The 14,004-nt window shown below is 62.6% G+C and carries 16 protein-coding genes; 3 read left to right on the top strand and 13 right to left on the bottom strand.

Annotated elements, in window-relative coordinates; all coding sequences use genetic code 11:
• Positions 1-94: 94 nt before the first annotated feature.
• The 6 genes from JQ629_RS08205 to ggt all read right to left on the bottom strand — a co-directional run bounded on the left by JQ629_RS08205 (position 95) and on the right by ggt (position 5,632).
• Positions 95-682 carry a hypothetical protein gene (locus tag JQ629_RS08205; RefSeq protein ID WP_212412229.1) on the bottom strand — a complete coding sequence of 196 codons (588 nt, stop codon included), beginning with the start codon at positions 680-682 and terminating at the stop codon, positions 95-97.
• A 212-nt stretch (positions 683-894) separates the two neighbouring features.
• Positions 895-1,374: a low affinity iron permease family protein gene (locus tag JQ629_RS08200; protein ID WP_212412228.1), complete on the bottom strand. Its 480-nt coding sequence runs from the start codon at positions 1,372-1,374 to the stop codon at positions 895-897.
• A 66-nt stretch (positions 1,375-1,440) separates the two neighbouring features.
• The gene (locus tag JQ629_RS08195) at positions 1,441-1,950 is read right to left on the bottom strand and encodes a YciE/YciF ferroxidase family protein (protein ID WP_212412227.1); all 510 of its coding nucleotides are present in this window, start codon (positions 1,948-1,950) and stop codon (positions 1,441-1,443) included.
• A 103-nt stretch (positions 1,951-2,053) separates the two neighbouring features.
• Positions 2,054-2,326 (bottom strand): SemiSWEET family sugar transporter, encoded by a 273-nt coding sequence (locus JQ629_RS08190; protein ID WP_212412226.1) that lies wholly within the window; start codon positions 2,324-2,326, stop codon positions 2,054-2,056.
• Between the two features lie 240 nt (positions 2,327-2,566).
• Positions 2,567-3,814, bottom strand: coding sequence for an NAD(P)/FAD-dependent oxidoreductase (locus JQ629_RS08185; RefSeq protein ID WP_349631228.1), 1,248 nt, complete (start codon positions 3,812-3,814; stop codon positions 2,567-2,569).
• Positions 3,815-4,045: 231 nt separating this feature from the next.
• The gene (gene ggt / locus JQ629_RS08180) at positions 4,046-5,632 is read right to left on the bottom strand and encodes a gamma-glutamyltransferase (RefSeq protein WP_212412224.1); all 1,587 of its coding nucleotides are present in this window, start codon (positions 5,630-5,632) and stop codon (positions 4,046-4,048) included.
• Positions 5,633-5,929: 297 nt separating this feature from the next.
• Here ggt and trhO point away from each other — a divergent pair, with 297 nt between their 5' ends.
• Positions 5,930-6,682 carry an oxygen-dependent tRNA uridine(34) hydroxylase TrhO gene (gene trhO, locus JQ629_RS08175; RefSeq protein ID WP_212412223.1) on the top strand — a complete coding sequence of 251 codons (753 nt, stop codon included), beginning with the start codon at positions 5,930-5,932 and terminating at the stop codon, positions 6,680-6,682.
• Complete coding sequence (locus JQ629_RS08170) at positions 6,675-6,890, top strand: SlyX family protein (RefSeq protein WP_212037307.1); 216 nt, start codon at positions 6,675-6,677, stop codon at positions 6,888-6,890. Before trhO ends, JQ629_RS08170 begins: the two co-directional genes overlap by 8 nt.
• Before the next feature lie 66 nt (positions 6,891-6,956).
• On the opposite strand, the gene JQ629_RS08165 is transcribed toward JQ629_RS08170, so the two are convergent.
• The 3 genes from JQ629_RS08165 to JQ629_RS08160 form a co-directional block, all read right to left on the bottom strand.
• Positions 6,957-7,220: a hypothetical protein gene (locus JQ629_RS08165; RefSeq protein ID WP_212412222.1), complete on the bottom strand. Its 264-nt coding sequence runs from the start codon at positions 7,218-7,220 to the stop codon at positions 6,957-6,959.
• Positions 7,221-7,318: 98 nt separating this feature from the next.
• Entirely contained in the window at positions 7,319-7,453 is a 135-nt protein-coding gene (locus JQ629_RS37475) for a hypothetical protein (protein WP_283815906.1), read from the bottom strand.
• Between the two features lie 21 nt (positions 7,454-7,474).
• Positions 7,475-7,696, bottom strand: coding sequence for a hypothetical protein (locus JQ629_RS08160; protein ID WP_212412221.1), 222 nt, complete (start codon positions 7,694-7,696; stop codon positions 7,475-7,477).
• Positions 7,697-7,820: 124 nt separating this feature from the next.
• Here JQ629_RS08160 and hemE point away from each other — a divergent pair, with 124 nt between their 5' ends.
• On the top strand, positions 7,821-8,861 hold the full coding sequence (hemE, locus tag JQ629_RS08155) for a uroporphyrinogen decarboxylase (RefSeq protein ID WP_212412220.1): 1,041 nt from the start codon (positions 7,821-7,823) through the stop codon (positions 8,859-8,861).
• Positions 8,862-9,023: 162 nt separating this feature from the next.
• On the opposite strand, the gene JQ629_RS08150 is transcribed toward hemE, so the two are convergent.
• The 4 genes from JQ629_RS08150 to JQ629_RS08135 are packed head-to-tail and all read right to left on the bottom strand — an operon-like array spanning position 9,024 to position 13,985.
• Positions 9,024-10,637, bottom strand: a complete 1,614-nt coding sequence (locus tag JQ629_RS08150) for a GMC family oxidoreductase (protein WP_212412219.1) — start codon at positions 10,635-10,637, stop codon at positions 9,024-9,026.
• A gap of 58 nt (positions 10,638-10,695) precedes the next feature.
• Positions 10,696-12,276, bottom strand: a complete 1,581-nt coding sequence (gene mhpA / locus JQ629_RS08145) for a bifunctional 3-(3-hydroxy-phenyl)propionate/3-hydroxycinnamic acid hydroxylase MhpA (RefSeq protein WP_212412218.1) — start codon at positions 12,274-12,276, stop codon at positions 10,696-10,698.
• The gene (locus JQ629_RS08140; protein WP_212387453.1) at positions 12,273-12,971 is read right to left on the bottom strand and encodes a GntR family transcriptional regulator; all 699 of its coding nucleotides are present in this window, start codon (positions 12,969-12,971) and stop codon (positions 12,273-12,275) included. Before JQ629_RS08140 ends, mhpA begins: the two co-directional genes overlap by 4 nt.
• Before the next feature lie 9 nt (positions 12,972-12,980).
• Positions 12,981-13,985 carry a VOC family protein gene (locus JQ629_RS08135; RefSeq protein WP_212412217.1) on the bottom strand — a complete coding sequence of 335 codons (1,005 nt, stop codon included), beginning with the start codon at positions 13,983-13,985 and terminating at the stop codon, positions 12,981-12,983.
• Positions 13,986-14,004 lie beyond the last annotated feature (19 nt).

Genomic DNA, 14,004 nt, shown 5'->3' with positions numbered 1-14,004 from the left:
GAATTTTCCTAGCTAGAAACAATGGCACCAAGCGTCGGTCCATCGAAATGTCGAGGAAGGCAAAATCCCCCGCGACCGCGGGGGATTTTCAGCTCTACTCGCCACCGTTGCGAAAACCTGACGTGAACATGCGGGTCATTTCACCGCGCGGGTCCTGCGTGTTGCCGGTGCTGGCCGGCGCCGGCGTGTCCGCACGCAGCAGCGTGTCGACGTAACCGTCCATCGGGCCGGACTGACTGGCCGCTGATGTCGCCGCCTGACTTACGCCGGACGCCGCGCCGCCAATCAGGCTGCTTGCCGGCGATGCCAGAAGGATCGCGCCGAGCACGGAAGCGAACGCCCAGGCGATAAAGCCATGGGCGGTGTCACGAAAATAGACCTCATCGGTGTGAACGCCGGTCCATCGCGTCCGCAGGCGACCGGCGATATAGCCGCCGATCGAGGAAGCGAGCATCGCAATGACGATGAGATAAAGGCCCGTTCCGATCTTGAAGGTCGTTGCTGACACACCAGACCCGCTCCAGGGCGACACGACGGAGAGACCCAGACCGACGCCGAACGCCAGCAATACCAGCGTGAGCGCACAACTAACGACGGCGCCAGCGGTAACCGCGGCCCACGAAACGCCGGAGACGGACGGCTCGGCCGTATCGACTCCCGGTTGAATAACGACTGCATCCATAATAGCGCGCTCCCAGCTGACGGCAGATATTTCAAGTGCCGCATTGTTGTTCAGATGCCGCACCAATGTGCTGTGAGAACTTTGGTTCCGGAGCATTGCCTTCTTCTTGCCGAAAGGCATCGGAAGCACCGACTGAACACAAAAACGAGCACACCCTCGGTTTTTTCCGAGGGCGCGTGATCGCTATTGTCTGTGTGACGATGGATCGCGGCCTAGCCTACCGCGCGATCCGCGGCCTCCTTGGCTTTCTTGCCTGTCTTCTTCACGGACTCTTCGCCGGCCTTTTCAGCTTCGGCGCGCCGCTCGCACCTGTCTCGGATTTCCTCAAGCTCGTCGTCGGTGAGATGCTCGATTCCGACAAAGGAATTCTGCGCGGTGCTGACGCGAATGAGTTCGTCCAGCTTGACCTGGATGGCCGCGCTGTCGCGGTTCTGGGAGTTCTGGATCAAGAACACCATCAGGAAGGTGACGATCGTCGTGCCTGTATTGATGACGAGCTGCCAGGTGTCTGAATATTGAAACAACGGGCCTGTAATCGCCCAGACCAGAACGACTCCCGCCGCGACCACGAACGCGGAGGCGCGGCCAGCCGCCAGCGACGTCTTGTTCGCGAGATCACCGAAGAAGCGACTGAAACCGCCGTGGTGCTCTACGGATCTGTTTTCCTGCGGATTGGCGTTTTGGCCGGCCATCGACGAAATCTGCCTTCAATGCCTGACCGCCCAGCGCAACGCGCCGGGCGGCACGATAGGCGAGTTTCAGCTCGCGGCTTTGCGGTTGACGCCCTTGCGGAGCGCGACCGTGTTCAGCTTGGTGTTGGCGGCCTTTTCCTCGTTCAGGTTCGTCGTCAGGAACCGGACGATATCGTCGTGGCCAAGTTCTTCCGCCCATGCGATTAGCGTGCCATAGCGGGCGATCTCGTAATGCTCGACCGCCTGTGCGTTCGCCACGATCGCGGCGTCCAGCACCGACTTGTCTTCGATCTCGCTTGCGGTTGCATTGGCTTCCTTGATCAGGCCGTCGATCGCCGGGCAATCGGTGCCGGAAGGTTGTTTGCCCAGTTTCTTGAATACCTGATCAAGCCGCTCGATCTGCTTGCTGGTCTCCTCGAGATGCAGCTTGAGGCCCTGCGCCAGATCGCGGTTGGTCGCCTGGTCGATCATCTTCGGCAGCGCCTTGGTGATCTGTTGCTCGGCGTAATAGATGTCCTGCAAGCCGTGCAGCAACAGGTCGTCCATGGTTTTGATGTCTTTTGAAAACAGTCCCATCTAGATCTCCTGAGCTTAATATTTGGAATCGATGCGCGTTAAACATTGCTGGATGCGCAATGTTCCTACCTGATGTTCATTGAGATGGCGTCGGAATCTCGGGCTAGTTTCCGGCCCGCAGGTCGCGAAACTTGAAGGCGAGAACGCTGGCCGAGAGTGCGGCTCCGACGCTGTTAGCAGCGACGATAACCCAGTCGCCTTTCAGCAAGCCGTAACCGATCCAGCACACCAAACCTGACGTCAGAACGACGAGCATGGTCAGCGACAGATCATCGGTCGATCCGCGCGGCCACGCCTTCCGCACCTGCGGAATATAGGACAGGGACGTAAGAGCGGCGGCGCAGGCTCCGATCCACGGAGCGAAGTCCTGGATCATTTCGACAGCGCCATAAGGTGATTAAGCTGCATCCGGAGCCTCACTGCGGAATTGTCCGTCAGGGGCTCCGGACGCTCACTACCTAGCGATTCATGAATAGTGCGAGAAGCAAAATGATCGGAAGCGGAATTCCGATTAACCAGAGAAGCGCGCCTTTTCCGAAACCCATGTCAGCCTCCATGTATTGTTGACTGCATGGACAACGCGTGGCGCTGAGCCAGGTTCCAATAGTGCAACCGGTCAACCGATCGATCCGCCATCCCGGTCCAGCGCGAAATCGCGCAGCAAGGGCGAACTCGTGCCGGCAATCAAATCGCCGATCATGTGAGCGGCGAGATAACTGAACGTGATCCCGTTGCCGCCATAGCCGTACGCCGCAAAGACGCCCTTGTGTCCCGGCACCGGGCCGATCAGCGGCAGCCCGTCGCGCGTGGTGTCGAACGTGCCGGACCAGCGGAATTCGATTTCGGTGTTCGCGATCGGCCATAGCGACGCGAGTTTTTGTGCGAGAATCCTCGACTTCTCGGGGATCAGGCGGTCGCGCGCCTCCGGCTCGATCACATCCTCGCTGTCCTCGCCGCCGATGATGATCCGCCCTGCCCGCGTCGTGCGCGCATAATGATAATCCTTGCTGTTCTCCCAGATCAACGCGGCGTCTTTCCAGATGTTCTGCGGCTGCGGCGTGGTCGCGATCGCCCAGCTCGATGACACCGCATGCACCGTCGAATTGACGATATCGGGCATCGTATAGCCGGTCGCGAGTATCACCGAACGCGCCTCGATCTCGCGGCCATTGGCCATGGCGACGCCAACTGAGCGGCCGGCGGAGTCGAACGCTACGGCATCGCCTTCAAACGAACGGGCGCCCCGCGCAACTGACGCCTTGAGAAGCCCGCGCGCCAGTTGCATCGGATCGGCATCGGCGGCGCCCGGCGAGACAATCGCACCGGCCCGCGCAATTCCATAAATTTCCAGCAGCCTGGCATGTTCGAGATAATCGCCGGGCAGACCGGCGCGCTGGCGCAAACGATGCTCCTCAATCAATTCACCTCCGGTGTCACCGGCCGCCAGATACAGCGAATCCCTGTCATGCATGTCGCAGGCGATGCCGAGCTGTGCTACCAGCGATTTCAGGCCGGTGACCGCGTTCAGGCTGGCGCGATAGGCGCGCGAGGCGCGCTCGAAACCATAAGCCTCCGTCAGTTCCGTCAGCGAGCGGTCGATTTCCCACAGCAGCATCGAGGTGCTGGCCGCGGTGCTGCCGCGACCCGGCAGCTCGCGATCGACGATCACGACGTCGAGGCCCTGGCGCGTCAGGCGCTCGGCGACCAGCGATCCGGTGATCCCCGCGCCGACGATCAGCGCATCGCATTTGAGATTCTCGCTGACCTCACGACGGGCCGGATGGTCGGCCGCCGTAAACCACGGCGATCGGCCGCCGCGCAGATCGGCTTGTTCGGTGTCGTCGGTATCGAGAACGCTGATCACGGACCTCAGGGGGCTGACGCAGGAGACAAACCGGCGCACGTCCGCGCCCATCGCTTAACGAAAGCGATGGGAACTGGTTCCGAGTCGATGAGGTGAGAGGCAACGGGCGGGCAGCAAACCTGCCCGATCGCTTAGCGCGTTGGTTCTGATTGCATCAGAATCAACGCTCTAAACTTTATTTGACGCGTTTTCTTCACGCGAACCGGTATCCACTACGCTGGAAAACGCTCCTTAGTATCCCAGCGCGCAACCATCCTTGCGGGGATCGGAACCGCCGGCCAGCGTGCCCTTGTCCCAGTCGATCCAGATCGCCTGGCCGCCGCCGAGCGGGCCGACCACGCTCGTGGTCTTGTGCCCGATCTTCTTCAGGCCCTCGACGATGTCAGCCGGGACGCTGTCCTCGAGCTGGTAGACGCCCTCGTAGTGCAGGCCGCGCGGCATATCGATCGCTTCCTGCACGTCGCAGCCATAGTCGAGCATGTTGGTCAGCACATGGCTCTGGCCCACCGGCTGATACTGCCCGCCCATCACGCCGAACGGCATCAGCGCGCGGCCATTCTTGGTCACGAGGCTCGGAATGATCGTGTGCAGCGGCCGCTTGCCCGGCGCGATGCAATTGGGATGGCCGGGCTGGATCCGGAAACCGCCGGCGCGGTTCTGCAGCAGCACGCCGGTGTTGTTGGAAACGATCGCCGAGCCGAACGAATGCGCGATCGAGTTGATGAACGAGCAGACGTTGCGGTCCTTGTCGACCACGGTGATGTAGACGGTGGACGGATTCATCGGAGGCGCGACGTTGGGCAGGTCGAGCAGTCCGTCCATCCGGATCTTGCTGATGTGCTCCTCGGCGAATTCCTTGGCGAGAATGCCGGCGACATCGACGTGAACCTGCGCGGGGTCGCCGATATATTGCTCGCGCATCATGTAGGCGATGCGCGCGGCCTCGGCCTCGAGATGAAAACGCTCGACGCTCAGCGCGGGATATTTCGTCAGGTCGAAGCGCGAGAGGATGTTGAGCATCACCAGCATGGTGATGCCCGGGCCGTTCGGCGGGCACTGCCAGACGTCGTGGCCTTTATAGATCGTGCCGATCGGCGAAGTCGTCTCGGTAGAGTGGGCTGCGAAATCCTCCAGCGTGTGCAGGCCGCCGATGCCGCGCAGCGTATCGACCATGTCGGCGGCGATCTCGCCGGTATAGAACGCGTCGCGGCCATTCTTGGCGATCGCGCGCAGCGTCTTGCCGAGTTCCGGCTGATGGATCACATCGCCGGCGGAGGCGGGCTTGCCGTGCGGCAACAGATAGCGCGCGGTGTTGGTGCCGTTCTTGAGTTTCTCAAAACCGTTCTTCCAGTCGAAGGCGATGCGCGGGGCGACGATGTAGCCTTCTTCCGCGGCCTTGATCGCGGGCTGCAGCAGGGTATCGAGCCCCATCTTGCCGTGATCGCGCAGGATCGTATCCCAGGCGTCGATGCTGCCGGGAATGCTGACCGCGTGCGCCGAGGTCAGCGGCACCGAGTTGATCTTGCGCTCCAGATACCATTCGGCGTTTGCCGCCATCGGCGCGCGGCCGGAGCCGTTATAGGCGACGATCTTGCCTTCGCCCTTGGGCTGGATCAGCGCAAAACAATCGCCGCCGATGCCGGTCGATTGCGGCTCGATGACGCCGAGCAGCGCGCAGGCCGCCACCGCGGCGTCCGCGGCGGTGCCGCCGGCGCGCATCACGTCGACCGCCACCAGCGCCGCTGCGGGATGCGAGGTCGCCACCATCGCGTTCTGGGCATGGACCGTGGAGCGGCCGGCGAAATGGAAATTCCTCATCAGGAGTGCTCGCTTGATCGTTGTTTTGAGTAGTCGTCCGGTTTAAGCGGGGTTTCATGACACATCCATCCCCGGCAGGGCAATGGCTGGTATGCCAGGGCATTTAGCTTCCCGCGTCGTCCCGGCGAAGGCCGGGACCCATACTCCGCGGCTTATCTTTGGGGCACCTCGGGCAGATACCTTGCCCACCATAAGCATTGGTGGTTATGGGCCCCGGCCCCCCGTGCGCAATTGCGCACTAGGCCGGGGCGACAAAGACGGGTTTCCCCTCCCCAGCCCGCCTGATAAACGGTCGCCATGCCCCTCAAGGTCGCCGCCTTTTACCAATTCGCCGCGCTGCCGGATTTCCGGGAGCTGCGCGAGCCCCTGCGCGCATTCTGCGCGGGCCTCGGGCTGAAAGGCAGCGTGCTGCTGGCGCATGAGGGCATCAATGGCACGTTGGCTGGAGACGCCATAGCGATCGACGCCCTGGCCGAGGAGTTGCAAGCAGGCACCCTGTTCGGCGGCCGGCTCGACAACCTCGAACTCAAATTCTCGCACGCCGCCGCGATGCCGTTTGCGCGGCTGAAGATCCGGCTCAAGAAGGAAATCGTCACGCTCGGCGACGCGATTGCCGATCCGACCCGGCAGGTCGGCACCTATGTGGAGCCGGCGGACTGGAACGCGCTGATATCAGCGCCGGACACGCTTGTGATCGACACCCGCAACGCCTTCGAGGTCGCGATGGGGACGTTCGAAGGCGCGGTCGATCCCGGCATCAGGAGTTTTGGGCAATTCAAGGATTTTGCCGCACGGCAGCTGGATCCGGCCAAGCACCGCAAGATCGCGATGTTCTGCACCGGCGGCATTCGCTGCGAAAAGGCCAGCGCCTATTTGCTGGCGCATGGATTTAACGAAGTCTATCACCTCAAGGGCGGCATCCTGCGTTATCTGGAAGGCGTGCCGAAAGAACAAAGCCGCTGGCGCGGCGAATGCTTCGTGTTCGACGAACGGGTCGCGCTTGGCCACGGCCTGGAGGAGCGGCAAACCAATGGTGGCTCCCATGAGTGACACCAACGCGCTCGGCGAGCGCATCGACGCACTGGAAATGCGGCTGACGTTTCAGGACGTAACCATCGAGACGCTGAACCAGACCATCACCGAGCAGTGGAAGCAGATCGACGCCCTGACGCGCCAGCTCGCGGAGTTGAAGGATCGGCTGCAGGATGCCGAAAGCAACATCACCGGTCCGGTCAACGAACGGCCGCCGCATTATTGAGGCGACAACGGGAAACGGCCCCCACCAGGGAGGCGGTTCCACCAAACTCAACGCTAAAACGCTCTACTAGCGCTCGCGCTCGATGATGACCTTGCGGTCAGGATCGTAATCGCGCTTGCGCTTGATCACCACGGTCTCATCGCGATCACGGTACTCCCGCTCGCGGATCACCTCACGGTCGCGATAGCGGTCACGGTCGACGCGGCCGACGGTGACGCCAGCGCCTCCCGGTCCAACGCCGACGCCGACGCCGACATCCTGCGCACTCACCGGCTGAACGAAGGAAATTCCGGCTACCGCGACGGCAGCCATGACAAGATGCTTGATCATCGCATGTTCCTCTCTGTGAATTTATCTCTGTAAGTTATCTGGGAGCAATTCGCGGTGATATGAATTGTTCCGGCGCAATCACGCGCGCTGCAATTGCACTATGCACGCACGCCAAACCAGATCGCGAGCGCGATCATCATGGCCACGATCGCGGCCCAGACCACAGGCGCGACTTTCTTCGAACTGCCGCTACGCGGCGAGTTGTTGGCAGCATGGTTGAATTCAGTCTTCATCACATCACCTGCCAACAAGTGCTAGCGGAAAACCGCGAGCACCTTGTCCCACAGCGTTTTGTTGGCGCGATCGCCGTCATGTTTCGACGGCGCCGGTTGCGCGGCGCTGGCGGGATCGGAGGCCGGAAAACTGCCCTCCAGCCCGGCATCGAGTTTTTCGTGCGTTTCCCTATCGGCCAACAGCGCGTCACGGGGGTCATCGGCGTGCTTGTCATGCGCCGCGGGATTGAATTTCTCAGCCATGTGGTTCCTCCATTGCCGAGATAACGCCCCCGATCTGCGCCTGTTCCATATCTCGCCTTGGCCAAGCCGGAACCTGCTGTTATCAGAGGCATCAAATATCAGCCTTTCACGCAGGAACCTTTCGTTGACCCAGATATCCCAGAAGCCGTTTCTCGACGTGTTGTCCGGCCATCGGCAGAACGTGCCGCCGGTCTGGATGATGCGGCAGGCCGGGCGTTATTTGCCCGAGTATCGCGAACTGCGCGCCAAGGCCGGCGGCTTTCTCGATCTGTGCTTCACGCCGGAATACGCCGCCGAAGTGACGCTGCAGCCGATCCGCCGTTTCAACTTCGACGCCGCGATCATCTTTTCCGACATTCTCGTCATCCCCTACGCGCTCGGCCGTTCCGTGCGCTTCGAGGCCGGCGAAGGCCCGCGGCTCGACCCCCTGGATACGGAGCAGGTGACGAGCCTGGCCACGCAGGCCGACTTCAGCAAACTTGAACCGGTGTATGAAGCACTGCGCCGCGTTCGCCGCGAGCTCGATCCCAACATCGCGCTGATCGGCTTCTGCGGCGCGCCGTGGACGGTGGCGACCTACATGGTCGCAGGCCAGGGCACGCCGGATCAGGCGCCGGCCCGGATGATGGCCTATCGCCATCCCGAGGCGTTCTCGAAAATCATCGACGTGCTGGTCGAGAATTCGATCCAATATCTGCTCGGCCAGCTCAAGGCCGGCGCCGACGTGCTGCAGATCTTCGACACCTGGGCCGGCGTGCTGCCGCCGCGCGAATTCCAGCGCTGGTCGATCGAGCCCGCCAAACGCATCGTCGCGGGCGTGCGGGCGCAAGCGCCCGATGCCAAGATCATCGGCTTTCCGCGCGGCGCAGGTGCCATGCTGCCCGCTTACGTCGAGGCGACTGCCGTCAATGCCGTCAGCATCGATTGGGCGGCGGAGCCGTCATTGATCCGCGAGCGCGTGCAGAACCGCGTCGCCGTGCAGGGCAATCTCGATCCGCTGGCGCTGATCGCCGGCGGTGCGGCGCTCGATCGCGCTGTCGACGACGTGCTCGCGAATTACGCAAGCGGCCGGCTGATCTTCAATCTCGGCCACGGCATCCAGCCGGAGACGCCGATCGCCCATGTCGAGCAGATGCTGAAGCGGGTGCGGGGGTATAAGGGCTGAGCCTGTAAATCTAGTCGGACGTCATCCTGAGGTGCGAGCCTTGCGGTGCACTTGCACCGCTGGGCGAGCCTCGAAGGATGGGCCACGGGCGCTTTTCATCCTTCGAGGCGCGCAAGAGCGCGCACCTCAGGATGACGCGATAAACTGCGAGTGAATCCCAGCCTAGCGCGCATCCTCCAAAATCATGTCGGACGCTTTCTCGGCGATCATGATCGTCGGCGCGTTGGTATTGCCGGACATCAGGTCCGGCATGATGGAGGCATCGACCACGCGCAGGCCCTCGATGCCGCGCACTTTCAGGCGCTGATCGACCACCGCCAAGGGATCGTTGCCCATCCGGCAGGTCGAGGTCGGATGATAGACCGTGCTGCCGGTGCGGCGGCAGAAATCCAGCAACTCGTCGTCGCTCGCGACCTTCGGCCCGGGATCGACCTCGCCGACCGCAAACGGCTTTAGCGCGGGCGCCGCGAGAATCTTGCGCAATATCCTTATGCCATCGATGAAGGCGCGGCGGTCGGTTTCGGTCGCGAGATAATTGATACGGATTTCCGGCGCCACGCTCGGGTCCGCGCTCTTGATGCGCAGCGAGCCGCGGCTTTCGGGGCGCAGCTGGCAGACCGAGGCCGTGAAGCCCGATTGCGCATGCAGCTTCTCGCCCATCTTGTCGGTCGAGAACGGCAGGAAATGAATCTGGATGTCGGGCGAGGCCAAACGGGGACTGGTCTTGAAGAACGCGCCCGAGGTGCCGGCCGCGATCGTCAACGCGCCCTTGCGGAACGCCGCATATTGCAGGCCGGCCATCACCCGCCGTACCGGATTGTTGACGATGTCGTTCAGCGTGATGGATTGGGCGCAACGCGTCACCAGCCGGACCTGCAAATGATCCTGCAGATCGTTGCCGACGCCTTGCGCGTCGAGCACCACCTCGATGCCGTGGCTCTTCAGGAGATCCGCCGGCCCGACGCCGGAGAGTTGCAGCAATTGCGGAGAATTATATGCGCCGCTGGAAACCAGGATTTCCTTGCGCGCCCGTGCAACGCGCACGCGGCCTTCCTGCTTGTACTCGACCGCCCTGGCGCGGCGGCCTTCGAACAAAATGCGCTGCGCCAGCGCCGAGGTTTCGATGTGCAGATTGCTGCGGTTCTTGGCCGGACGAAGATAGGAGAACGCCGAACTGGCGCGGCGTCCGCGCTGCGTCGTGGTCTGGAAAAATCCGGCGCCTTCCTGGGTCGCGCCGTTGAAATCGGGATTGGTGGGAATACCGACCTCGGCGGCCGCGACCACAAAGGCTTCCGACAGCGGATCGGCGTGGCGCCAATCCGACACCGGCAGCGGGCCACCTGTGCCGTGATACTTGTCGCCGCCGCGCTGCTGGTTCTCGGCCTTCTTGAAATAGGGCAGCACGTCGTCATAGCCCCAGCCGGCATTGCCGCGCTGGCGCCAGCGATCATAATCCTCGTGCTGGCCGCGCACATAGAGCAGACCATTGATCGAACTCGAGCCGCCCAGCACCTTGCCACGCGGCTGAAACACCTGCCGGCCGTTCAAGCCCGGCTCGGGCTCGGTCTGGTACATCCAGTTGACGGATTTTTCCTTGAACAGCTTGCCGTAGCCGAGCGGCACGTGGATCCAGAGATTGCTGTCCTTTGGTCCGGCCTCCAGCAGCAGCACCGAATGCTTGCCGTCCGCGCTCAGCCGATTGGCGAGCACACAACCGGCCGAGCCGGCACCGACGATGACGTAATCGAATTCGGCAGCGTCATTATTATTGTTCATTGGTTTCCCCCGGCAATCACATCACCGGTGGTACAGACAAAGCCGCGCCTTGAAAAGCCTATGGCCCTGCGTGCAGGTTCTGGATCAATTGCTCTATCAGCATACTCAATCGTTGCGGATTTTCCGCGCCTGCAAACACATAGCGATCGGGCCGCACGATGACGGCTTCGACGGCATTGGCCTGCATCCAGTCCGCAAACAGCCGTTCATTTTCCACGACGGTCATGATGCCGTCCCGGTTCGAACTTTCTCCTGATCCGGCAATGACCACCCGTTCTCCCCCGAGCTGCCGCCAGCTCGAAAGCGAAGCTTCCGATATCCCGGACATCGCTGCCGGTGTCGCTGCGAAAATCGCGAATTCCGGCTTGAGCAGATCGTCGAGGCGCCTCAGGGGGCCGTCGGCGGCTCGTACATGCGGCTGCACAAACAAGCCACCGGCAAGCTTGGCTCCGGATGCGATCAGGCCACCCACAAGATCGGGAATAAATTTCTGCCGGATGGTCTGGGCCTTCCCGGACTTCAATTCGGCGCGCAACTGCGCGTCGCGGGCCATCGCAGCTGCGGGATCCAGTTCGCCGATGATCTTGCCGAACTCCTTGGCGCTGGCGACCACCGAGCGGACATGCGGCTTGCGTTCGACCTCGTAGCTGTCGAGCAGCGCATCACCCGCATGGCCGCGCATCACCAGCGCCAGCTTCCAGGCGAGATTGGCCGCATCGCGGATGCCCGCGCAGAGGCCCTGTCCGAGAAACGGCGGCGTCTGGTGCACGGCATCGCCCATCAGGAGCACGCGACGGGCGCGCCATCCTTGCCCGAGCAGCGCGTGGAAGCGATAGACCGCCGAACGCCAGATCGTCAGATCGGAGGTATCCGTAAAGCCCTTGAGCAACTTCAACACATTGTCGGGCGCGCCGGCGGCTTCCGGATCTTCGCCCGGCAACAGTTTGATCTCCCATCGCCGCAGATTGCGGGGACCCGGCACGAAGGTTCCGGGACGTGACGGCCAGCAATACTGGAAGGCCCTTGCGGGCCGCTTGGCGGGCTCGCTGGTCAACGTATCCACCACCATCCACCATTCGTCGAAGGCGAGATCTTCAAGCTCGATACCGAGGTGCTTGCGAACAAAACTGTTGGCGCCGTCGCATCCGACCAGATAGCGCGCGCGGATCTCGAACGCGTCGCCGGATTCTGCCCTCGCCTGCAGCGATACCGATGCTTCATCCTGCGCCAGAGCTACGGCGGTGGCCGAGAGAAAAACATCGGCGCCCTGGTATCCGGCGAGCTTGTCGCGCAACGCCTGCTCGGCATCAGGCTGGACGAAGGTCACATTCGGGATCCAGCCGAGCGGATAAGGCGGCGGCATCGGATCGAACATCTTGATTACTTCGCCGTCGACGCCGAGGTAGTGTGAACCGTTATGCGGCGCGATCGCATTCTCCATGACCTCGGCGAGGCCAACGGCCTGAAAAACCCGCAGCGCCTCGTGATCCAGCGTGATCGCGCGCGGCTTGTCATAAACGGCCGCCGCGCGCTCAATCACCGCGATTTTCAGGCCATAATTCGCCAGCAAATTGGCAAAGATGGCGCCAACGGGTCCATAACCGACGATGGCGACGTCATACTCCGGGGTCTTGCTCAAGGCACGCGGTCCCTCAGCACCTGCCGAACCAGTTCGGCGGTGCGCTCGAAATGGTCAGTGATCAGCCGCGCGGCCGCATCGGCGTCGCGCGCCACCACCGCCTCCATCAGGGCACGATGTTCCTTCTCGCGGTTCACGCCCTTGATGCCCGCCTTGCGGCCGACATGGCGGTAACGCTCGGAGGAATCGAACAAATGCTCGCAGTACTGCTCGAGCCGCCGCGAACCCGAGGCCGAGATCAGGCTGGAATGGAAATTACGATGGGCGATTTCCCATTTCGGACTGCGCTCGCGCTCCTGGCCAGGTTCGAAGCGTGGCGTCCGCGACAACCGATGGAACGAGAGCACCACCTGCTCCTCCCAGGCGGCATCGCCATGGGCGATGGATTTGCGGATCGCAAGCTCGTTGAGCCAGCAGCGCGCGCGCGTGATGTCGACGAGGTCTTCCTCGCCCATCGGCGCGACCGCAAAACCGCGGTGATCACTCTGCGCGACCAGCCCCTCGCTCGACAGGCGGCTCAGCGCCTCGCGCATCGGGCTTAAGCCCACCTCGAAACGTTCGCACAGCGAGCGGATATGCAGCTTCTCGCCCGGTTCGATCGCAACCGAGATGATATCCTGGCGCAACCGGTCATAGACGTGCGAGGCCAGCGTCTCCTTGGCGGTTTCCGGGCTGTCGAGCGCGATCTCGGGCATGGGTGGCCTCTAGTTATTCTGCTTTGCGAGATATTTCTCGAGCGTCATCGGGGTCGGCTTGATCTGCGGCTCGCTCATGGTAACGCCCGCGAACGGCGTTGCTTCCTCGAACCAGGCCTGGCGCGCCGGCAATCCCCAGGGGTGGGCAATCGCTGGATCCGAAGGATCCCAGCCCACCGGCTCGTTCTCGACATCCATGATCTGGTAGTGGGTGTTGAACAGCTCGACGCGATGGCCGTCCGGGTCGCGCATGTAGACATACATCGCATGTCCGGGCCCGTGCCGCCCCGGGCCGCGCTCGATACGGGTCCCATAGCCGAGTTCACCGGCGACGTCGCAGGCATGCAAGAGATGATGCACCTCCGGCGCCAGGAAGGCGAAATGATGCAGGCGCGGGCCGGTGCCGTTGAAAAACACGATGTCATGCGGGTTGCCCTTGCGCTGCAGGAACACGCCGCGCAGGTCGAACGTGCCTGCGGGTGCGATATATTCGCTCAGGCGGAAGCCCGCCGCCATATAGAACTCGCAGGTCTTGCGAACCTCCGGCGTCAGGATCTGGTAGTGGTCGAGCCGCAGCGCCGAGCCGCCGGCGTGACGCGTGAATTTGGTGATCATACGCGGCATCACCGGCATCGTGGCGCAGAATTCCAGCGGCGTCCCGGCCGGATCGGTCGCGTGCAGCGTGCGGCCCTGATGCGGCACGTCAGCCCACGCAGCCGGGCAGCCGTGGGCCTCGAAGAAGGCCTTGAGCTTTTCGAGATCGGCGTCCGTGAACACCCGCAACCCGATCCGCGTGCATGAGACATCCTTGGCCTTTCGCAGCACCAGGCTGTGATGGCACGCTTCCTCGACACCGCGGAAGTAAAGCGTGTCGTCCTCCTCCGCGGTCAGGATCAGGCCGATCACCTCGGAATAGAACTGCCGGCTCGCCGCGAGATCGCGGACGGTGAGCACGACATGGCTTGCGCGGGTGACGTGAAATCCCGGATCGAAATTCGTGGTTGGGAGGCTCATTCGCTCGCCTTTCGTTGCA

The sequence above is a fragment of the Bradyrhizobium sp. AUGA SZCCT0222 genome (genome assembly GCF_018130205.1).
GTDB lineage: Bacteria > Pseudomonadota > Alphaproteobacteria > Rhizobiales > Xanthobacteraceae > Bradyrhizobium.
This window is presented reverse-complemented; position numbering and strand designations above follow the sequence as displayed.